The 20959-nt window shown below is 70.7% G+C and carries 18 protein-coding genes; 10 read left to right on the top strand and 8 right to left on the bottom strand.

Annotated features, from left to right (window positions below; translation table 11 throughout):
- The first annotated feature begins 306 nt into the window (after window positions 1-306).
- Window positions 307-1392 (top strand): hypothetical protein, encoded by a 1086-nt coding sequence (locus tag ACNI65_RS19130; protein WP_416758699.1) that lies wholly within the window; start codon window positions 307-309, stop codon window positions 1390-1392.
- Window positions 1393-1404: 12 nt separating this feature from the next.
- On the opposite strand, the gene ACNI65_RS19125 is transcribed toward ACNI65_RS19130, so the two are convergent.
- The 4 genes from ACNI65_RS19125 to ACNI65_RS19110 form a co-directional block, all read right to left on the bottom strand.
- Complete coding sequence (locus ACNI65_RS19125) at window positions 1405-3690, bottom strand: molybdopterin-dependent oxidoreductase (RefSeq protein ID WP_416758697.1); 2286 nt, start codon at window positions 3688-3690, stop codon at window positions 1405-1407.
- A 139-nt stretch (window positions 3691-3829) separates the two neighbouring features.
- Window positions 3830-4597, bottom strand: a complete 768-nt coding sequence (locus ACNI65_RS19120) for a LytR/AlgR family response regulator transcription factor (protein WP_416758696.1) — start codon at window positions 4595-4597, stop codon at window positions 3830-3832.
- Window positions 4594-5742: a histidine kinase gene (locus ACNI65_RS19115; RefSeq protein WP_416758695.1), complete on the bottom strand. Its 1149-nt coding sequence runs from the start codon at window positions 5740-5742 to the stop codon at window positions 4594-4596. Before ACNI65_RS19115 ends, ACNI65_RS19120 begins: the two co-directional genes overlap by 4 nt.
- Window positions 5739-6926 carry a sensor histidine kinase gene (locus tag ACNI65_RS19110; protein WP_416758693.1) on the bottom strand — a complete coding sequence of 396 codons (1188 nt, stop codon included), beginning with the start codon at window positions 6924-6926 and terminating at the stop codon, window positions 5739-5741. Before ACNI65_RS19110 ends, ACNI65_RS19115 begins: the two co-directional genes overlap by 4 nt.
- Window positions 6927-7048: 122 nt before the next feature.
- On the opposite strand from ACNI65_RS19110, the gene ACNI65_RS19105 reads away from it, so the two are divergent.
- Entirely contained in the window at window positions 7049-7897 is an 849-nt protein-coding gene (locus ACNI65_RS19105; protein WP_416758691.1) for an alpha/beta fold hydrolase, read from the top strand.
- A 169-nt stretch (window positions 7898-8066) separates the two neighbouring features.
- Here ACNI65_RS19105 and ACNI65_RS19100 read toward each other — a convergent pair whose 3' ends face one another.
- Both ACNI65_RS19100 and ACNI65_RS19095 read right to left on the bottom strand, forming a co-directional pair.
- The gene (locus ACNI65_RS19100; RefSeq protein ID WP_416758690.1) at window positions 8067-8429 is read right to left on the bottom strand and encodes a PilZ domain-containing protein; all 363 of its coding nucleotides are present in this window, start codon (window positions 8427-8429) and stop codon (window positions 8067-8069) included.
- 19 nt (window positions 8430-8448) lie between these two features.
- Entirely contained in the window at window positions 8449-8877 is a 429-nt protein-coding gene (locus tag ACNI65_RS19095) for a hypothetical protein (protein ID WP_416758688.1), read from the bottom strand.
- Between the two features lie 257 nt (window positions 8878-9134).
- Here ACNI65_RS19095 and ACNI65_RS19090 point away from each other — a divergent pair, with 257 nt between their 5' ends.
- Window positions 9135-9785: a DUF1134 domain-containing protein gene (locus ACNI65_RS19090; RefSeq protein ID WP_416758687.1), complete on the top strand. Its 651-nt coding sequence runs from the start codon at window positions 9135-9137 to the stop codon at window positions 9783-9785.
- On the opposite strand, the gene ACNI65_RS19085 is transcribed toward ACNI65_RS19090, so the two are convergent.
- A complete protein-coding gene (locus tag ACNI65_RS19085) occupies window positions 9772-10440 on the bottom strand; it encodes a hypothetical protein (RefSeq protein WP_416758686.1) in 669 nt (222 codons plus the stop codon). The genes ACNI65_RS19090 and ACNI65_RS19085 overlap by 14 nt on opposite strands.
- A gap of 242 nt (window positions 10441-10682) precedes the next feature.
- Between ACNI65_RS19085 and ACNI65_RS19080 the strand changes: the two genes are divergently transcribed.
- The 4 genes from ACNI65_RS19080 (at window position 10683) to ACNI65_RS19065 (ending at window position 17482) form a co-directional block, all read left to right on the top strand.
- Window positions 10683-14489: a ribonucleotide reductase N-terminal alpha domain-containing protein gene (locus ACNI65_RS19080; RefSeq protein ID WP_416758685.1), complete on the top strand. Its 3807-nt coding sequence runs from the start codon at window positions 10683-10685 to the stop codon at window positions 14487-14489.
- Between the two features lie 98 nt (window positions 14490-14587).
- Complete coding sequence (locus tag ACNI65_RS19075) at window positions 14588-15832, top strand: hypothetical protein (RefSeq protein ID WP_416758684.1); 1245 nt, start codon at window positions 14588-14590, stop codon at window positions 15830-15832.
- A gap of 2 nt (window positions 15833-15834) precedes the next feature.
- A complete protein-coding gene (locus ACNI65_RS19070) occupies window positions 15835-16734 on the top strand; it encodes a hypothetical protein (RefSeq protein WP_416758682.1) in 900 nt (299 codons plus the stop codon).
- Entirely contained in the window at window positions 16691-17482 is a 792-nt protein-coding gene (locus tag ACNI65_RS19065; RefSeq protein WP_416758680.1) for an SDR family NAD(P)-dependent oxidoreductase, read from the top strand. Before ACNI65_RS19070 ends, ACNI65_RS19065 begins: the two co-directional genes overlap by 44 nt.
- 18 nt (window positions 17483-17500) lie before the next feature.
- On the opposite strand, the gene ACNI65_RS19060 is transcribed toward ACNI65_RS19065, so the two are convergent.
- A complete protein-coding gene (locus ACNI65_RS19060) occupies window positions 17501-17692 on the bottom strand; it encodes a hypothetical protein (protein WP_416763656.1) in 192 nt (63 codons plus the stop codon).
- A 931-nt stretch (window positions 17693-18623) separates the two neighbouring features.
- On the opposite strand from ACNI65_RS19060, the gene ACNI65_RS19055 reads away from it, so the two are divergent.
- From ACNI65_RS19055 to ACNI65_RS19045, 3 genes are all read left to right on the top strand, one after another.
- The gene (locus tag ACNI65_RS19055) at window positions 18624-18848 is read left to right on the top strand and encodes a hypothetical protein (protein WP_416758679.1); all 225 of its coding nucleotides are present in this window, start codon (window positions 18624-18626) and stop codon (window positions 18846-18848) included.
- A gap of 171 nt (window positions 18849-19019) precedes the next feature.
- Window positions 19020-19706: a class I SAM-dependent methyltransferase gene (locus ACNI65_RS19050; RefSeq protein ID WP_416758678.1), complete on the top strand. Its 687-nt coding sequence runs from the start codon at window positions 19020-19022 to the stop codon at window positions 19704-19706.
- 120 nt (window positions 19707-19826) lie between these two features.
- A complete protein-coding gene (locus tag ACNI65_RS19045) occupies window positions 19827-20912 on the top strand; it encodes a VTT domain-containing protein (protein ID WP_416758677.1) in 1086 nt (361 codons plus the stop codon).
- Window positions 20913-20959: the final 47 nt, after the last annotated feature.

The raw sequence follows: 20959 nt of genomic DNA, 5'->3' as shown, positions 1-20959 counted from the left end.
CTGACCCCGCACGGACGCAAGTCCTGACCCCGAACGCCGCGCTCGCGCGGCCCGCCCGAAGGGACCGCATCGCGGTCCCTTTTTCATTGGCGCGCGATCGCTGAACTCCGCGAGGACGGGGCCCGAAAAAAACGGGGCGCGTCAGTGTCGCGACCGCTGGCGGCGGTGCGAATCGCACTCGACCGTTTCCAGCTTTTTTGCGCAAGTCTTGACTTGGCTCACACATATCGGCGATCGCTGCTGACGGATCGACCAGTGCTCTTCATCATCGCGCCTCCCTCAATGGACAAGATGGAGGAGCCGACCATGTATTTCCCATATCTCCATGGCAAACAGAAGGAGGTGCTGGCCCTGCGGCACCTCGCACCGCTGCTCGGCGCGGAGGGGCGCGTGCAGCCGGTGATCGAACCGGTGCGGCAGGCGGCGACCTCGGTGCGGCACACGCTGGAGGCCTGCGAGGCGCATCGATTGCAGACCTGGCTGGTCGTGAATCCCGCGCGGCAGGACTTCGAGCTGCTGCCGCAGATGCAGACGCTGGAATGGGGCCGACAGCTGTTCACCTCGCTGCCTCGGCGCCAATGGATCCACCCGACCTTGCTGCTCGGTCCGACGCTGACGCCGGAGGTGGTGCGCCGATTCGTGCAGCTCTTCAGCGGCCGTCCGCTGGGGGTGGTGGTCGGATGTGACGGACCGCCGCTGGCGGAGGTGCTCGCGCTGCTGGCCGGCGCGCCGTTGCGGCTGGTGTTCTTCAAGAACGTCGAACCGCGGCCGCTGTCCGTGTTCCCGGCGGGCCTGTCGAGCGCACTGGGCGCACCGGGCGCGTCGGGCGTGGCGGGCGTATCGGCCGTGTGGGTCGAGGACCGCCCTGCGCCCGACAACCAGGCGTTGCGGCTGCACGAGCGCCACCTCTTCAGCGAGCAGCCGCTGCGCTACGAGGCGCAGGGGCGGGCGGGCTTCTCAGATTTCGCGACGCTGCCCTCGCGGCCCGATGCGCCGGACGTGTCGTCGCGGCTGGTGTCCTTCCGGCTGACCTATCTGCGCTGCGCGGCCACGACGGGGCCCGGGCGGAGCGAGGTCTGGATCGAGCACTTCATCGGGGATCGGCCGCCCGGCGAGGACGGCCACGCGCAGGCGCGCTTCCGCGGCGCGCTGCAGGCCTTCCACCTGGCGCTGGACCGGCCTGACACGTGTTTCGGGCCCACGGAGGCGGCCCGGCGCTACCTGACGAGCTTCATCGACGGCGTCCTGCCCTCGCGCGCGTTGAGCAAGCAGTGGGAGGTGATGCATCACCTGGAGCTGATGAGCGGGATGCTGGCCGGACGCTTCCCGTCCCCGCCCGAGCGGGCCGACGTGCCGCGCAGCCTGCTGGAGACGGACGTCAGAGCGCGTTGAACCGCGTGGGCGTCAGCCCTCCGCCGCGCTGAGCCGCACCGCGATGCCGCTCAGCACCGAGGTGCCCGAGACCGGATCGCGCGCCTCGTCGTCGAGCAGCAGGTTCATGTTGACGCCCGGATGCCGCGCGGCCACCGACAGCCGGCTGCCCGCGAGGTCGTGGCCCCAGCCGTGCGGCAGGCTGACGACGCCCGGACGCATGTCCGCGCTGACGGTGACCGGCGCGATCACGCTGCCGCGCGCGTTGCTCAGCCGCGCCGCCTGGCCGTCGGCGAGACCGGCGCGCGCCGCGTCGTCCGGATGGACCAGCAGCGTGCAGCGGTCGCGGCCCTTGGCCAGCACCGGCAGGTTGTGCATCCAGCTGTTGTTGCTGCGGGTCTCGCGGCGGCCGATCAGCAGCAGCTCGTCGCCGGTGGGATGCCGCAGCGCCGCGTCCGCATGCGCGAGATCGGCCACCAGCGCGGCCGGTGCCAGGTCGATGCGGCCCGACGCCGTGCGCAGCACCTCGGGAATGCGCGGCTGGAGCTCGCCCAGGTCGATGCCGTGCGGCGCGGCTTGGACGCGTGCCAGCGTCAGCCCCTCGGGCCGTGCCCCGAAGCCATCGCCATACGGGCCCGAGCGCAGGCCGAGGTCCAGCCAGCGCGCCGGTCCGGCGCCGCCGTCGAGCATCGCCAGGATCTCGTCGGCCCGATCGCCCGCCTGGCGCTTGAGCTCGGCCTTCAGCGCCGCGTCGTCGACCGCCTGCAGGTCGGCATCGGGCGGCAGGCCCATGGCGATCGCGGCCAGCCGCAGCAGCGTCTCCCATTCCGCGCGGGGCGCGTCGACGTCGGACTTGGCATCAGCATCGGTGCCCGTGGACGCGGGCATCACCGGTCCGGACCAGCGCGCGTGATTGCGCCACGACAGCTGCGAGAAGACCATGTCGTAATGCCAGTCCTCCAGCGGCGAGGGCGGCGGCAGGATCAGGTCGGCATGCCGGCTGGTCTCGTTGATGTAGGGGTCCAGGCTGAGCATGAAGTCCAGGCCCTCGAGCGCCCGCGCCAGGCGCGCGCCGTTGGGCGCCGACAGGACCGGGTTGCAGGCCACCGTGATCAGCGCGTGGACCTGGCCGTCGCCGGGCACCTCGATCTCCTCGGCCAGGCAGCTGATGGGGAACTCGCCCATGACCTCGGGCGCCTTGGCCACGCGGCTCTGGCGCCGGCCGGTCGTTACGCCCTTGCCCTGGCCGGGGCGGCCCATGGTGTTGGCGGCGAACGCGGCGGCCTTGGGGAACATCAGCCCGCCTTCGGTGTCGAAGTGGCCGGTGACGATGTTGAGCGCGTCGATCAGCCAGCTGTTGATCGAGCCGAAACGCTGTGTGCACGTGCCGAAGCGGCCGTAGAGCACGGCCTTGGGCGTCGTGGCGAACTCGCGCGCCAGGCGGCGCTGCGCGTCGGCGGGAATGCCGCAGTGCGCGGCGCCGCGCTCGGGCGGGAAATCGGCGACCGCGGCGCGCAGCGCGTGCAGACCCTCGACGTGGTCGGCCATCGCGCCGAGCCGCTCCAGGCCCTCGTCGAAGATCACATGCAGCAGGCCCAGCAGCAGGTAGACATCGCCGCCGGGGCGGATCGCGAGGTGCTCATCGGCGGCCTGGGCGGTCTCGGTGCGGCGCGGGTCGATGACGACGATGCGTCCGCCGCGCGCGCGCAGGGCCTTGGCCTTGCCGCGGTAGTCGGGGCTGGTCCACAGGCTGCCGTTGCTCACCATCGGATTGGCGCCCAGGCAGATGAAGAGGTCGGTGCGCGGCAGGTCGGGCACGGGGACGCTGAGCCAGTGGCCGTACATCAGCCCGCACGCGAGCTGCTTGGGCATCTGGTCCAGCGTCGAGGCGGAGAAGAGATTGCGTGTGCCCAGCGCGCGCGCCAGGTGCGGGAAGTAGCTGAACAGGCCGATCTTGTGCGAGGCCGGGTTGCCGATGGTCAGCGCGACCGCGTCGGAGCCATGGCGCTCGCGCAGCGGCGGCAGGCGCCGGGCGATCTCGGCGAAGGCGTCCTCCCAGCTGATGGGGTCGAAGCCCTGGCGATCGGCGCGGCGGCGCATCGGCTGGCGCAGGCGGTCGGGGTCCTCGTGCAGGTCCTTGAGCGCGACGCCCTTGGGGCAGAGATAGCCGTTGCTGAAGGGGTCGGCCTCGTCGCCGCGGATGGAGACGATGGTGGGGCCGGTGGGGGAGGGGGCGGTGCGGATCTGCAGGCCGCAGGCGGCCTCGCACAGCGGGCAGATGCGGTAGTGGCTGGTCTCGTTGGCTGCGGCGTCGGCCATGGCTGTCTCCCGTCGTTTGCGGCGATTGTGGAAGTGCCATCCCGCCCCTGCGGTCATCTACGCGACAGTCTGTCCGTGACACCCCTCGCCCGCGAAGCGGGAGAGGGGTGGGGGTGAGGGCTCGCGGCGATCCGCGGTCTCACATCTGCCGGAACAGATGGGTGTAGCTCTCCGCGACGATCAACGCGTCCTCGCTTTCCTTGAGCTTGACCTGCATGCGGCCGCGGAAGTCGCGCGACACGCCGGCCACGGCTGCCGCGTTGACGAGCGTCGATCGATGGATCTGCCAGAACTGCTGCGGATCGAGTTCCTCCACCAGCTCCTTGAGCGGCTTGCGGATCAGCGCCTCGCCCTGACGCGTGGCCACGCGCGTGTACTTGTTGTCGGACTGGAAATACAACACCTCGTCGACCGTGATGAGCTTGAGCGTCTGCCCCACCGACGCGTTGATCCAGCGCAGGAACTGCCGCTGCGGCGTCTTGCCCGACTGGGCGCCGAGCTGGCTCAGCACCGCGCTCAGATCGGTGGGCGGACCGGCGAGCCGCTGCTTCACCCGCTGGATCGCGGTGAAGAGCCGCGCCGGTTCCAGCGGCTTGAGCAGGTAGTCCACCGCGCCCTCGTCGAAGGCCGACACCGCGTACTGGTCATAGGCCGTGACGAACACGACATGCGAGCGCCCCTGCACCTGGCGCGCGACCTCCAGCCCGGTGGCGCCGGGCATCTGGATGTCGAGGAACAGCACATCGGGCGGGTCCTCGTGCAGCAGCCGCAGCGCCTGCACGCCATCGGACGCCTCGCCCACGATGGCCAGCTCCGGCCACAGCTGCGACAGGCGCTCGATCAGCTCATGACGCAGAGTTTCCTCGTCCTCGGCGACCACGGCGGTCGGGGTGGCATGCAGGCTCATGCGGGCAGCTCCAGCGTGAATTCGGTGTCATCGGCGTTGCTGCGGCAGTTCAGCCGCGGCGGAGGCGCGCCCAGCGGACGCTCCAGGCGTTCCAGCCGCTCGCCCAGCGCGTGCAGCGCGGCTTCCTCGCCGCACAGGCCGCCGCGGTCGAAACCCAGCCGCAACTGCAGGCCGCCCCCGGCGGTTTCCTGCACGGCGAGCCGTGCCTGCGTCGGCAGCCGCGTGGCGTCGCGCAGCATCAGCTGGGCCAGCGGCAGCAGCAGCATCGGCGGCAGCGGCCGCGCGGACAGCCACGCCGGCCAGTCGATGGACAGCGGCAACGCGCGGCGATGCCGGCCCGCGACCACCGACAGATAGCTGTCCAGCAGCGCGGCCTCGGACTCCAGCGTCACGCCGCGATCGCGCAGCCGCGGCAGCGCCACGCGCAGGTGACGGATCAGGCGCTCCATCTGATCGGGCGCCTCGCGGTCGGCGCGGTCGTAGGCGCGTTCGATGTCCACGAGCGTGTCGAAGAGGAACTGCGGCTCGACCTGCGCCTGCAGCGCGGCCAGCCGCGCCGCGACCGCGTCGCGCTGCATCGCGCTCTGCTCGCGCAGCATCGCCTCGAGCCGGGCGCGGGTGCGTCGACGGCGCATGGCCATCTCGTACCAGGCCACCGACAGGCTCGCGGTGACGCAGATCGACAGGCATTCGCCGATGAAGTTCAGCCACTGGATCGGGCGGACCGCGTGCTCGCCCTTGCGCTCGCGGGCGAGGTCCGCGATCGAGGGCAGGTGCAGCATCGGCATCAGCTGGTCGTAGACGAGCTTGGCCAGCACCGCCCCGACCAGCACCGCCAGGCCCAGCCGGGCGATGCGCCAGCGGCTGTCGAGCGCGCTGCGCGAGGCCGGCAGCCAGGTCAGCAGGATGGCCAGCGCCACCAGCAGCGGGGTCAGCAACTGGTTGGCCAGCGCCGCGGGCCAGCGCGCGTTGTCCATCACGTAGAAGATCGACGACGCGTCCACGAGGCCGTAGAAGACGCCCATCAGCAGGAACCACGACAGCTCCTCGCGGCGCAGCGAGCGCCACGAGTGCCACAGGTGGCCCAGCGGCGACGCCGCCGCGCTCGACGCACCCGATGCGCCGGCGTTCATCGCGGCGCTCACGTCGCGGCTCCCGCCGTGGCGGCGCTCGACGGCGCGGCCGTCCGGGCAGTCGCGCCCAGCGGCACCCGCACCCGGGCGACGACGCCGCGCGGGGTGCCGGCCTCGAGCTCCAGGCAGGCGTCGCGGCCGAACATCGCCATCAGCCGCGCCCGCGTGTTGGCCAGTCCCACGCCGCTGCCGCCGCTCGCGGCGAAGCCCTGGCCGGTGTCGCGCACCTCCAGCACGAGGGCGCGTCCGTCGGGCTCGCGCCGCGCGAGGATGTCGATGCGTCCGCCCTCGGGCAGTGGCGACAACCCGTGCTTGATCGCGTTCTCCACCAGCGTCGGCAGCACCATCGGCGGCAGCGGCGTGCTGAACAGCGCGGCGTCGGCCTCGATGTCGAAACGCAGCCGCTCGCCCATGCGCAGCTGGAGGATGGTCAGGTAGCTGCGCGCGAGTTCCAGCTCCTGGCCCAGCGTGGACGTGCCCTGGCGCATGCTGGGCAGCGCCGCCCGCAGGTAGGCGATCAGGCTGGTCATCATGTCGCGGCCGCGCTCGGGCGCGGTCTCGTACAGGCGCTTGACGTTGGCCAGCGTGTTGAACAGGAAGTGCGGCTCGATCTGCGCGTTCAGCGCGGAGAACTGCGCCTCCATCTGCTGCGCCTGCAGCGTGTCGTGCTGGCGCGAGAGCGCGGCCAGCCGGGCCTGCGCACCGCGTTCCTCACGCAGGCCGTGCAGCAGCGCCGCGAAGAAGCTGCCCAGCACCAGCCACAGCAGCGTCGTGGACAGCACCCAGTCCCAATGCAGCGGTTCCTCGGGCGCGCCCAGGTTGGCGACCTTGTAGCGCAGCAGCGTGCCCACCGTCGCGCCGGCGGCGATCGCCACCGCGCGCAGGGCCACCGGCCAGCGGCTGGCGGTGCGGGCCAGCAGCGCCTCGGCCAGGGCCAGCGCGGCCAGGATGCTGAGCGCGGTCAGCAAGGTCTGGCGGGTGAAGCGCAGCCATTCGAGCAGCCAGTCCGACACGCCGTCGTCCGAGGTGAGCCAGGTCAACGAGCGCGCGCCGGCCATGGCCAGGCAGAAGTAGAACGCCGCGGCGATCATGCGCAGGTTGAAGAGCTGCAGCGCGGCCTCCCGGGCCGACGGGCGGGAGGGGGCGCCCGCGCCGAGCGGGGCCGGGGCGGACAGGGGAGGGGGCGCATCGGACATGGGCGGCATTCTGGCCGTGCCCCGGCGGCCCCGCCAGCGGACTGCGACGAAGCCGGCCCCAGCGGGATGGGACCGGTATCCGTGGGGTGAACGACGAGGGAAGGGCGGCATACTCCCCGCCCATGAAGATCAACATCGGAAACGGCGTCCGCCTGTTCGTGGACGTCGAGGGGCCCGGCCTGGTGCCGGACGGAACACGGATGCGCGAGAAGCCCACGCTGATCTGCATGCATGGCGGACCGGGGTTCGACCACGCGGCGTTCAAGCCCGCCTTCAGCCAGCTGGCCGATCTGGCGCAGATCGTCTATTACGACCACCGGGGCCATGGACGCAGCGATCCTCGGCCGTCCTCCGAGTGGACGCTGGACATGTGGGCCGACGACATCGTGCGGCTGAGCGACGCGCTGGGCATCGAGAAACCCATCGTGCTGGGCCAGTCCTTCGGCGGCTTCGTCGCGCAGCGCTACATCGCGCGCCATCCGGGGCATGCGTCCAAGGTGATCCTGTCCAGCACCTCGCACCACATGGGCCTGGAGCGCAAGCTCGCGGCCTTCGAGCGGCGCGGCGGCCCCGAGGCGCGCGCGCTGGCCGAGGCCTTCTGGAGCCGACCGTCGCACGCGACCTTCGAGGCCTACTGGGCCGGCGTGCGCCATCTCTACAACACGCGGCCGGCCGCGGACCCCGAGGCCAGCGGCCGCACGCTGGTGAACCTGGACATCCTGCTGCACTTCGTCAGCGGGGAGAAACAGGACCTGGGGCTGCTCCAGGGCCTGGAGAAGGCGCAATGCCCGGTGCTGGTGATGGTGGGCGAGGACGACCCGGTCTGCCCGCTCGAGGACGCGCTGGACATCCACGAGGCACTGCCGGTCGAGTGGCGTCAGCTGGCGAGATTCCCGGGCGTGGGCCACGGCGCGTGGCGCGACGATCCCGTCGCGGCCTTCGCCGTGCTGAGGAAGTTCATCGCCGAGTGAGCCTGCCTGACACCCTCTCCCGCTTGCGGGAGAGCAACCGTGTCAATCGGTGCGCATTGGGCCCCCTCGCCCGCGAAGCGGGAGAGGGCGGGGGGTGAGGGCTCGGGGCAGGGCTCGCTGTCGATCACGAGCCCTCACCCCTCCCTCTCCCGCTTCGCGGGCGAGGGGGTCAAGAGGCGACCAGCGCCTTCAGGTCGCGCTCGGCCAGCGAGGCGTCGCCGAGGTTGAGCTCGATGACGCGGCGCAGGTGGGTGATGCTCTCGATGTCGATGCCCAGGCTGAGCAGCCCGGCGCGGCCGTCGCTGACATGCGCCAGCTGTGCCGCCATCGTGATGCGGCCCTCGTGCGGCGCCAGCGGCAGGTCCAGCAGGCACAGCGCGCCGGGCTCGACGCTGGCGCCCTCGGGCAGCAGCAGCAGCGCGCCCTTGAGCGACAGGTCCAGCACCTGCACCGGCAGGCGTTGCTCGACCGTCACCAGGTGCGCCGGACCGGCGAACGCGATGCGGGAGAAGTGACGGCGTTCGGTGCTCATGGCGGTGTCGGCGCTCGGTTCAGAGCTCGGCGTAGATGGTGCTCTTCTCGATGGCCTGATGCAGGCGCGAGGGCGCGAGCGGCTCCAGGCCCATCGTCTCGAGCAGGTACCACGACGCGCGCAGCAGCGCCGAGGTCGCCTGGCGCAGCTCGGTGGATTCGGGCGTTTCCTGACGCGACAGCATCGCCTGGAGCTGGCGCGACTGGTTGTGGCCGGACACTTCCGGCACCGCGTGGGGCGTGTGCGCCTGGGTGAGGCGGGCCAGCAGTTGCTGGACCTCATGGCCGTGCTCGGGGGATTGGATCAGGCGGGCCAGGTCGCCCAGCAGGCGTTCGCCCGCGGCGGCCAGCAGCTGCGCGGAATGGTCCGCACCGCCGGCGAGGTAAAGCGCCGATGCCATGTCCAGGTATTCCAGCGCTCGAGCCAGACGGGGCAGATCACTGCTCACTGCATGTCCTCCTTGATGCACTCTTGTCGTGACCGAAATTTGCATGCATCGCCGCTCCCTTGTTATGGATTGGGTTCCCTCTCGACGGCGTGAAGCGGAGTGTATCGGCGTGTTGACACGATGCGCACGCCGTTTGTCACGTCGGCGGGTAGCATCCATCTGTTCGTAGAGCGGGCACCTGTTTTGCCCTGCCGAGCCGCACCCCGCCGGGCCTTGGCATTGCCCGACGTGCCATCCAGACTTACCCGGAGACCTGCATGAACCGCGAAGACTTTTCGATCGAGGGCTCGATGGACCTGAACGAGGCGCTGCAAGCGCCGGCGCGCCGCGACGCGCTGGGGCGGCTGGGGCGCTACGCCGCCGCCGGACTGATCCTGCCGCCGGGACTGGCGGCGCTGCCGGCGCTGGCCGCGGAGGCCGAGGACGACACCTATGACCAGGATTCGGTCGTGAAGGCGGCGACCGACTTCTTCGGCGAGACGACCGAGGGGCTGGCCAAGGTGATCGAGAAGGCCTTCAAGGACCAGGGCCGCCCGAACGCCTACATCAAGGGCCAGGAGGCCGGCGCGGCGATCACCGTGGGCCTGCGATACGGCGAGGGTGAGCTCATCATGAAGCGCGGCGGCGGCGGCAAGGTGTACTGGGCGGGACCGTCGGTCGGTTTCGACCTGGGCGCCAACGCCTCCAAGGTGTTCACGCTGGTCTACAAGCTGCCCAAGGCGGCCGACATCTATCGGCGCTTCCCGGGCGTGGACGGCAGCCTGTACTACATCGGCGGCGCGGGCATCAACTACCAGCGCGCCGACGGCGTCACGCTGGCGCCGATCCGTCTGGGCGTGGGTCTGCGCGCCGGGGCCAGCGTGGGCTACATCCACTACCGCCGCGAGAAAACGATCAACCCGTTCTGAACGGGGCGCCCTCGCGCTGGCTGCGCGCCAGCGCGTGTTCGGCGCGGCCGAGCAGGCCGCTGCCGGTATCGCCCGGACCGCGCCAGGCCGTCAGGCCCATGCTCAGCGGTCCGGCGGTGGGCTGCTGCTGCATCCACACGGCGCGGAAGCGCTCGCAGACCTTGCGCCCGGTGGGCAGGTCGACATCGTGCAGCAGCATCAGCATCGCCTCGCCCTGGCCGAGCGCGAGCACGTCCTGCGAGCGGCACTGCTGGCGCAGCATGTGCGGCAGCGCGCCGGCGGGGGCCCGCGCCGCGGCCAGCGCGACGAGGCACCAGGTCATGTCCGGGGCCTGCTGCTCCTGGCGCTCGACGAGCCGTGCGAGCAGCTGATCGCGGGAGGCCAGCGGCGAGGACACGCCGCCTGCGATGGCCAGCGCGTGGAATCGCTTGTGATGGGCCAGCGCGACGGCGAAATCGCCATGCGCCTCGGCCAGCACGCTGAAGGACTCCTGCATCGCGGCGTGGTCGTCGCCGTGGATCTTGCGCAGCTCGTCCAGGCGCGAGCGCGCCGCGTCGAGCGCCCCGTCGGTGATCAGACGGCGGGCATCGGCGCAGCCTTGTTCCAGATCACCCAGGGTGTTGGGGCTGGCACGCAAGACCTTGTCGGGAGTCATAGCGAAAAAGAATAGCGTCCGCTATGCGACCAACCAATGCGGGCTAACCAGCGGAAAGCTCGATGAAATCGCATCAAACGGTGTTCTTCGCGCGAGTACGCGCTTACCGGTGGTCACTTCGGTGAAGGGTTTGTGACGGGACGGTGAGCGCGGGAGTCGGCCGTGCGGTCTAGGAAGGGAGGGACATCGGGCCGGGGCGCGCGGTACTAGGATGGTCCGCGTCACTGGATGAGAGGCCGCGCATGACTTCGCCGAACGTTCCCGACACCGCCTCGACGACACCCACGCTCCCTGCGGTCGCGTCGCTGCCGCAGCGCGCGACCGCCGAGAACCTGCCGCCGCAGGACATCAGCGCGGAGGTGCTGCTGGAGAAGTACGCCAAGGACGGCGAGCGCAGCCTGGAGGAGGTGCGGGCGCGGGTGGCGCGGGCGCTGGCCGCGGCGGAGTCGCCGGAGCAGCGCGCGCATTGGGAGGCGCGCTTCCTGGAGGCGCAGCGGCGCGGTTTCGTGCCGGCGGGGCGGATCGCGTCGGCGGCCGGGACGGGTTTGTCGGCGACGCTGATCAATTGCTTCGTGCAGCCGGTGGGCGACGCGATCGCGGTGGAGGAAGACGGCTATCCCGGCATCTACACGGCGCTGACGGAGGCGGCGGAGACGATGCGCCGGGGCGGCGGGGTCGGGTACGACTTCTCGCGGATCCGGCCCAAGGGCGCGTACGTGAAGTCGACGCAGTCGAGCGCGTCGGGGCCGGTGAGCTACATGCGGGTGTTCGACCGCAGCTGCGAGACGGTGGAATCGGCGGGCTCGCGGCGGGGTGCGCAGATGGGGGTGTTGCGTTGCGATCACCCTGACATCGAGGAATTCATCCACGCGAAGGATCAGGGGGATCTGCGCAACTTCAACATCTCGGTGGGTGTGACGGACGCGTTCATGGAGGCGGTGGACGCGGACGCGGACATCGAGCTGGTGCACAAGGCGGCGCCGGGGGCCAAGCAACGCGCGGCGGGCGCGACGCAGCGGGCGGACGGGCTGTGGGTGTATCGGCGGATGCGCGCGCGCAAGCTGTGGGACCAGGTGATGCGCTCCACCTACGACCACGCCGAGCCGGGCGTGCTGTTTCTGGATCGGATCAACGCGGACAACAACCTGCATTACTGCGAGTCGATCAGCGCGACGAATCCGTGCGTGACGGCGGAGACCTGGGTGATGACGGGGGAAGGGCCCCGACAGGTGGCGGACCTGATCGGCACGCCCTTCATGGCGATGGTCGACGGGAAGGCGTATCGGACCGAGTCCGCCGGCTTCTTCCCGACGGGAGTGAAGCCCGTGCTGGCCTTGAAGACCAAGGAAGGTCACACGCTGCGTCTGACGGCGAATCATCTGGTGCGGCGGGTGCTCAAGCGACGGGGGGCCAAGGCCGAACTGACGTGGACGCAGGCGGGGGCCTTGCAACCCGGCGATGAAGTCGTGCTGCATGACCACCGAGCGTGCGCGAGCTGGATCGGCACCGAGCTGATGGCTGACGAGTTCCGTGCCGTGGGCAATGGCGCGTCGGTGCCGACGGACGTCGGCGTCCCACCGTCGATCGAGGCCGCTGCGTCGCGCACCCAGAGCGCGTTCCTGCGAGCGCTGTTTGACGTGAGAGGCGCTCTGACGACCAGTCCCGACGGTGAGCCGATCGCGTCCTTCCGATCTGGCGATCGTTCTGAGACGCTGGACGTGCAACGGATGTTGCTGCGATTCGGGATCGTGAGCGCGTTGAAGGGGCAGGCGGGCGACGAGCGACTGGTCATCGCCCTGGACAACCTCCAGATCTTCGCCGATCGGATCGGATTCGCCGACATGGCGAAATCGCAGCGGCTGGCCGAGCGCCTCGCGGCGCAGAAGCGCCGGCCCAATCGGGAACGCTTCGTCGCGACGGTCGCGTCGATCGAGCCCGATGGCGATGCGCCGGTGTATGACGTGACCGTCGAGCACATCCATGCGTTCGACGCGAACGGCTTCATGGTCCACAACTGCGCCGAACAGCCCCTGCCTTCCTACGGCTGCTGCTGCCTCGGATCGATCAACCTCGCGGTCTTCGTCGTGGACGCGTTCTCCGGGAAGGCCTCGTTCGATGAGGCCGGCTTCACCGACGTCTGCAAGACCGCCACGCGCATGCTCGACAACGTGCTGGACGTCACCCCGTGGCCCTTGCCGCAACAGGCGCGGGAGGCCGCCAACAAGCGACGCGTCGGCCTCGGCTTCACCGGGCTGGGTGACACGCTCGTGATGCTCGGCCTGCGCTACGACAGCGACGCCGCCCGCGCCATGGCGCGCCGCATCAGCGAGCTCATGCGCGACGCCGCCTATGAGGCCTCCGCCGACATGGCGCTGGAGCGTGGCGCCTTCCCGCTGTTCAACGCCGATCTCTACCTGTCCGGCGGCAACTTCGCCTCGCGCCTGCCGCCCTGGCTCAAGGACAAGATCCGCGCGCAAGGCCTGCGCAACTCCCATCTGCTGTCCATCGCGCCGACCGGCACCATCTCGCTGGCCTTCGCCGACAACGCCAGCAACGGCATCGAGCCCGCCTTCTCCTGGCGCTACACGCGCAAGAAGCGCATGCCCGACAACAGCTTCAAGGAGTACGCCGTCGAGGACCACGCCTGGCGGCTCTTCCGCCACCTCTTCGGCCCCGAGGCCCCGCTTCCCGACGCCTTCGTCACCGCGCTCGAGCTGCAGGCCGCGGACCACGAGGCCATGGTCGCCGCCGTCGCGCCGTATGTGGACACGTCCATCTCCAAGACCGTGAACGTGCCCGCCGACTATCCCTACGCCGACTTCCAGGACCTGTACCGATGGGCCTGGCAGAGCGGCCTCAAGGGACTCGCCACCTACCGGCCCAACAGCGTGCTCGGCGCGGTGCTGAGCGTGGAGCCGATCGCCCAGCCCGAGCCGCTGAAGCCCGACACCGGCCCCAACCAGCGCCTGCGCGTCGAGCGCCTGCCGAAGCCGGTGCTGGCGTCCTTGCGCTGGCCGAGCCGGCCGGAGCTGCCCGGCGGCAATCCGGCTTGGTCCACGATGATCCGCCACCCGCATGGGGACTTCGCGCTCTTCGTCGGCGAGCTGCCGGCCGAGGGCCCTGAGGCCGGGCTCTTCGGACGCACGCTGCCCTTCGAGGTGTGGGTCAACGGCGCGGAACAGCCGCGCGGCCTGGGCGCGATGGCCAAGACGCTGTCGATGGACCTGCGCGCCAACGACGCGGCCTGGCTGCGCCTGAAGCTCGACGCGCTGGCCACTGTCGCCGAGGAGCGCGCCTTCGAGATGCCCATGCCGCCGCAGGGCGATCCGCGCCTGTTCCCCGGCGTGGTCGCGGCGACGGCGGCGGTGATCCGCTGGCGCTGCGAGCAGCTCGGCGCGCTGCAGGACGGCGGGCCGACGCCGGTGCTGGACGCGATGTTCTCGCGCGAGGAGCCGCGCACCGGCACCGCGGGCACGCTGGCCTGGGCGGTGGACGTGGACAACCCCGCCACCGGCGAGCTCTTCACGCTGACGCTCAAGGAGGTCAGCCTGCCCACGCCCGATGGCGGCAGCGTCACGCGTCCCTGCGCGATGGGGTTCTCGGGCAACTATCCCAAGGCCTTCGACGGGCTGGCGAGATTGCTCTCGCTGGACATGCGCGTGCTGGACCCGGGGTGGATCGGCATGAAGCTGCGCAAGCTGCTCAACGTCGGCGAGCCGCTGGGCCATTTCATGGCGCCGGTGCCGACGCTCTCCGGCGAGCGCCGACAGCAGGTCTGGCCGTCGACGGTGGCCTACGTGGCGCGGCTGGTCATCCACCGCTACGCGATGCTGGGCGTGCTGGACGAGGCGGGTTATCCGCTTGTGGACATGGGCCTGATGCAGCAGGCGCCGACGCGCGCCGAGGTCGTCGCGCGCGCGACGTCCGAGGGCAACGGCATCGTGGCGATGGCCGGCAAGAAGTGCCCCGAGTGCGGCAATGCCACGCTCATCCACCGAGACGGCTGCGAGTTCTGCACCGCGTGCGGATTCGTGGGGCAGTGCGGCTAGCGCCATCCCCCGAAAGAGGAACACGCCAAGCACCCGATCGTAAGTAGGTGGCGCCGGCGCTTGGACGGACAGTCACCGCATCGTTCATGGAGCCCGTGATGCCGCTGATCTCTCCTCGCCACCTGCTGGCCCTCGCTGTCCTGAGCGCCAGCACCCACGCCGCGCTCGCCGCAAGCCTGCCCATCCAGTCCGCCGGCAAGCTCAGCTTCGTCGATGCCAACACGCTCGTCATCGCCGATTGGCGCGGGGCGCGGCTGCACGCGCTGACGCTGCCCGCGGCACCGGCCGCGGCGCCCGCCGCCTTCAACCTGAAGAATGTCTCCGGCGTCATCGCCCGCGCGTTGAAGACTTCGCCCGAGCAGCTGCGCTTCGAGGACATGGTGGTGCGTCCCGGCAGCGAGCTCGCCTATGTCGCCTTGTCCGTCGCGGGCAAGCGGGCGGACGCGCCGCCCACAGCGGCACTGGTCACCGTCAACGCCGCCGGCAAGGTCGAGGTGATCCGCCTGGACCGCGTCGCGCATGACTCGATGCCGATCGCCGACGCGCCGGCCGCGAGCACGACCTTCTGGCGCGACACGCCGGCCGCGACCTACACCGTCACCGACATGACGCACCACGCCGGCAAGCTCTACGTGGCCGGCCTGTCCAACGCGAGCTTCGCTTCCACGCTGCGCGTCTTCGACTTCCCGTTCAAGGGCGGCGCGGCCACCACCAGCGTCGAGATGTACCACCCGGTCCACAACCAGAACGAGACCCGCGCGCCCATCCGCAAGATGGTCATCGCCACACTGGGCGGCGAGCCCACGCTGGTGGCCGCGTTCACCTGCTCGCCGCTGGTCACCATCCCGCTGCGCGAGCTCAAGGACGGCGCCCACATCGCCGCCAAGACCGTGGCCGAGTTCGGCTGGGGAAGCGCCCCGGCCGGGATGGTCCAGTTCGACGCGGGTCAGGGCCCCATGGTCCTGCTGACCCACTCGCACAAGTCGGCCGACCTGATGAGCGTCGCCGACATCGCCGATGCCTCCGCCAAGCCCGGCGTCACCACCCCCATCAAGTGGCCGGCCGAACCGACGCTGGGATTGAAGTCCGTCTACGTCCCGGTGCGGGTCGCCCACATCGACAACCAGGACGCGACCTACCTCGCCGCGCTGCGCCGCAACGAGGCCTCGGGCGCGATGGAGCTGGTGTCCATGCGCAAGGGCCTGTTCCTGCGCCTGAGCGACTTCGTCAACGAGTACGACTTCGCCGACTACCGCTACCCGCCCAAGGACGGCTGGCGCGATGTGCACGGCATGCTCCGCACCGACGAGGGCTTCGCCGACCTCGCGCCGCCCAAGGAATGAGCGTGAGGCCGTCGTTCGCGATCGCGCGGCGGCTCGTGGGCGCCGCGGCCGCGGCAGGTGTCGTGGCCTTTGCCGTTGCCAGTGCCAGTGCCGCTCACGCGCGCCCGCTGGACGTCGAGATCCACCCCTCGGCCGCGTCGGTGCCGGAGAACCTCCTGCGCATCGAGCTCCGCTTCCCGCAGCCGCAGCGGCTGCCCTTCGACATGCGGCGCGTGCAGCTGATCGATGAACGCGGGGCCGTGATCGAGCACGCCTTGCTGGACCTCGCCCTGCCCAGCGCGGATGGACGGCGCATCACGGTGCTGCTCGATCCCGGCCGCGTGAAGCGCGATGTCGGCCCCAACGTCGAGGCCGGACGCGCGCTGCGCGTGGGGCAGGTGGTGTCCTTGCGCGTGGCGCCCGAGCTCGCGGGTCCCGAGAAATCCGCAAAGTCCGCAAGGTCCGCAAGGTCCGCAAGGTCCGCCGAACCCGCTGTGAAACGCTGGCGCGTGACCGCGGCGGCCCAGGCGCGCCTGGAGCCCGACACCTGGCGCTTGAGCCCGCCGCGCGCGGGCAGCCGCACGCCGCTGTCCGTGCGCCTGGATGCGCCGATCAGCGCGTCCGCGCAGGCGCTGATCGCCGTCGCCGATCCGGCGGGCCGGCGCGTCGCGGGCAGCGCCTCGCTGTCCGACGGCGACGCGGTGTGGCGTTTCGTTCCGGCCCGTGCGTGGTCGGCCGGCGCGCATCAGCTCGTCATCCATCCCGAACTCGAGGACGCCGCGGGCAATCGCAGCTGTGCCGCCTTCGAGGAGCGCCAACAGAGCACGATCCGCTGCGAGGAGCAGCGGGTGGGTTTCACCGTCCCTTCAGGAGCACTTCATGGATCTGAATCTCAACGGCAAGCTGGCGCTGGTCAGCGGTAGCACCGCCGGCATCGGCCACGCCATCGCCCGGACCCTCGCGCAGGAAGGCGCGCGCGTCATCGTCAACGGGCGCTCCGAGGCCTCGGTCGACGAGGTGGTCACGCAGTTGGCGAAGGAAACAGGCGCGACCGTCCTCGGTTTCGCCGGCGACCTGAGCCAGGCCGCCGCCGCCGAGGAAGTGGTGAAGCGCCATCCCGGGATCGAGATCCTGGTCAACAACCTGGGCATCTTCGAACCCAAGCCCTTCGAGGACATCCCCGACGAGGACTGGCGCCGCTTCTTCGAGGTCAACGTGCTCAGCGGCGTGCGCCTGTCCCGGCTGGTGCTCCCGGCGATGAAGCGCGCAAACTGGGGCCGCATCATCTTCATCGCCAGCGAGAGCGCGGTGCAGATCCCGCCCGAGATGGTCCATTACGGCATGAGCAAGACCGCGCAGATCGCCGTCGCGCGCGGCCTGGCGGAATCGGTGGCCGGCACCGGCATCACCGTCAACAGCGTGCTGCCCGGGCCGACCAAGTCACGCGGCGTCGGTGACTTCGTCGAGCAGCTGGCCTCCGCCAGCGACAAGTCCTTCGAGCAGGTCGAGGCGGAATTCTTCGAGCACGTGCGGCCGACCTCGCTGATCAAGCGCTTCGCGACGCCGCAGGAAACGGCGAACCTCGTGGCCTACGTGGCCAGCCCGCTGGCCTCGGCAACCACCGGCGCCGCGCTGCGCGTGGACGGCGGCGTCGTCAAGAGCGCGTTCTGAGCCGCCGCCTTGGGTCGATCAGGCCGTGCCCGGGGTCTCGGTCTCGGGCGGCGTGCCGTTGTCGGCCGGCTGGTCCTGGCCCTGGCCCTGGCCCTCGGGCTCGTCGTGCGAGCTCACGCCCGCGGCCTTGCGCTGGGCCTTCTCCTCTTTCTTCTTCTTCTTGGCGAGTTCTCGTTGACGTTTCTCGTATTGGTAGTTGGGCGTAGCGATGGTGGCCTCCGATGGGTTGGGGGTGATCGATGAGCCTGATGGGTTCTCGGCGAGGGCGCGGGTGCGAACGATCTCCTGACGGTGGATATTGGCCCCGGTGGTCGTGAGGCGCAAATTGCCGCCGTGCCACTCGAGCCAATCCAGGTCCACCAGCCGATCGATCAGCTGCTCCGGAATCTCGCTGGCCTGGCGTCTTCGCAGCGCATCGACACTTTGGCGCAACGAGGTGCGAAGCTCGTCGAGGGTTTGGGGGACAGGCATGGAACACCTCCGCGCGTGTCGCGCCGCGACATGCGGCACGAACAGAGTCGCCAAGCAATCAAGGCGAGGGCTTGCACGGCGTCCTGCAAGCAGAACCAGGCGAAGACTTCGGGATGACAGGCTCACGGTCTATCGGGCCATCGTAGCGCAGCCGCGCGCTTGGGCGTTTTCGCCCCCCTCCGCGCCTCTTGCTCCAGCCCCGCCGGACGCGCCGGAGACCGCGTCGGCGTCGCGGTCTCCCCGAGGCTCGTGACACCCGTCACGGCCCGGATCCCCGTGTTCAAGGGGTCTGGCGGCCACCCGAGGTCCGATCGGCGAAAAGCGTCACGGTGCGGGCCGCCAGCGCTCACCGCGCGGCCACGATCAAAAATATCATTTCGCCGGTTCGACTTTGCCACCAGGTCCCATGAACGGTCTTTCACTCTGGCAACCCCTCACGGTGGTTTGCGCGGTCGTGCTCACGGCCCTCGTGTCCTTTGGTGTGGCCTGGCTGGTCGTCCAACAGCGAGCGAGAAGGTCCTCCTCCGGGGACGCGGCCGGCGCCGCGATCCCGGCCCGAACCACCAGTGCCTTCATCGACCTGGACCCCCGCGGCCTCGCACCTCGCGCCCGCGCCCATCCTGCCCAGCCGGCTCATTCGGCTCATTCGGCTCATCCCGCCGAGCCACCGATGGCGCCGCAGGTCACCCCGCTCGCGCCCCCGACGATCGCCGCCACGACGCTGGCCGGCCGAGCCCGAGCCCAGATCCGCGTCGTCGCGACGACGGACTCGCCCGCGCGCGCGGCGTTCCCGAGGCGCTCCTCCCATCTCCGCCTGGTGCCGCCGGCGACCGTCGAACCGCTGGACGGCCACGCCGCCGCGGGTGAGACCGCCCATGACGCGAGAACGGCCTGAGACGACCACTTTGCGGCCCTGGGACGATCCCAGACCGTCCTGACAGCGCACCGAATTGTGGCAAACCGGGATGACCCTGTCCCGAAAGCAAAGGATGTCGTCGGCCATTCGGGCTGACTATGCTGCGCGCACCTGAGCGGTGCTTGTAGTTGCCGCGATCGAGGAGGTCTCATGCCGGCAACGTCTTCCGCCAGTCCGCTGGTCCGCATCGACTATCCCCATCTGGCGCGCCGAGAGATGCTGGCCTTCCTGCCGGGCGATTGCCCGCGGGTGCTGGACGTCGGTTGCAACACCGGAGCCTTCGGGGAGCTGGTCAAGCAGACCCGCCCCGGTGTCGAGGTCTGGGGCGTGGAGCCCGACGCCGGTGCCGCCGAGCGCGCGACCCTGCACCTGGACCGCGTGATGCAGGGCTTCTTCGACGGCGCGCTGCCGCTGCCCAAGGCGCATTTCCACGCGATCGTCTTCAACGACGTGCTCGAGCACATGCCCGATCCGTGGGCCGCGCTGCTGCATGCGGCGCCCCTGCTGGCGCCGGGCGGCGTGGTCGTCGTGTCGCTGCCCAACTTGCTGCACCTGGACACGCTCTGGCCGCTGGTGCATGACCGCGACTTCCGCTACGAGTCCAGCGGCGTGCGCGACCGCACCCATCTGCGCTTCTTCACGCGCGCCAGCGCGCTGCGCATGTTCGACGAGTGCGGCTACGACGTGCTCCACGCGCAGGGCATCAACGAGCAGTGGTACACGCCGTCGCTCAAGCGCCGGCTGGTCTACCGGCTCTTCGGCCGGCAGCTCGAGGAGACCAAGTACGTGCAGTTCGCCTTCGTCGCGCGGCCGGGCGCCCAGCGGCTCGCGTCCTGAAGGCCCGCGCGCGCCAGCATGGTGCGCGGTGATGAACGACGGGCGAGGGGCGAGGCGAACCCGCTGCGCTGAATCGCCCCACCGCCGATGGGCGTCCTCGGCAACCGCGACAATGCGTCCATGCGCGCCCTGATCGACCTGCTGATCCAACACGACTTCCTGCTCGTCTTCCTCGTGACGCTGGCCGCGCGCATCGGGGCGCCGGTCCCGGCCGCGCCGCTGCTGGTCGTGGCGGGCGGGCTGGCCGCGGCGGGGCGGCTCTCGGCGGTGTCGCTGGTGGTGGCCGCCGTGCTGGCCAACGTGCTGGGCGACGCGATCTGGTACATCGCCGGCCGCAATTACGGCCACCGCGTGCTGCGCCTGCTGTGCCGTGTGTCCCTGTCCCCCGACGTCTGCGTGCGCCAGAGCGAGAGCCTCATCGCGCGCTGGGGCGGGAGCTCGCTGCTGGCGGCCAAGTTCCTGCCCGGCATCTCCGTCGTCGCCGCGCCGATGGCCGGCGCGCTGGGCATGGGCTGGCGGCGATTCGTCGCCTACGACGCCATCGCCGGCCTGGTCTGGACGGCCTGTTTCCTCGGCCTGGGCCTGGTCTTCAGCGACCAGATCCAGGACGTGCTGGACGCGCTGTCCAATGCCGGCCTGCTGGCGCTGGCCGCCGTCGGCGCGGTGCTGCTGCTGCTGATCGGCAACCGCTGGCGGCGTCGCCGCCAGATGGCGCGGCTGCAGGGCGAGGTCGAACGCATCAGCGTCGAGGACGCCGCCGCGCTGGTCGAGCAGGACATGGCCCCGCTGTTCATCGATGTGCGCAGCGATCCCGGCCGTGCCGCCGATCCGCGCACCTTGCCCGGCGCGCTGAACATCCCGCTGACCCGGCTGCCCGAGTACGCCGACCAGTTGCCCGACGACCGGCTGCTCGTCCTGTACTGCAACTGCCCCAACGAGGTCTCCGCCATCCAGGGCGCGCATGAGCTGATCCAGCGCGGCCATCCGCGCGCGCTGGCGCTGGACGGCGGCCTGGACGGCTGGCACGAGCTGCAGCGGCGGCGCATGCGCGATCGCGGCGACAGCGGCGATGGCGGCGCGCTGGAGCTGGCGTCCGAGCCGATCGCATCGGCGAACCCGGCGACCCCTGCGACCCCGGCAAGCACGGCCAACTCCGCGCCGCCCCCGCCCTCCTCGCCGTCCTCGCCTACACCCGCCGTCCCCTGATCTGAGGAGGGGGGCCGCGCGCGGCTGGCCCGGCGCTTGCATACTCC

The sequence above is a fragment of the Roseateles sp. So40a genome (assembly GCF_048081605.1).
Classification (GTDB): domain Bacteria; phylum Pseudomonadota; class Gammaproteobacteria; order Burkholderiales; family Burkholderiaceae_C; genus Roseateles.
The sequence above is the reverse complement of the archived record's forward strand: the minus strand, read 5'-3'. Positions and strand labels throughout refer to the sequence as shown.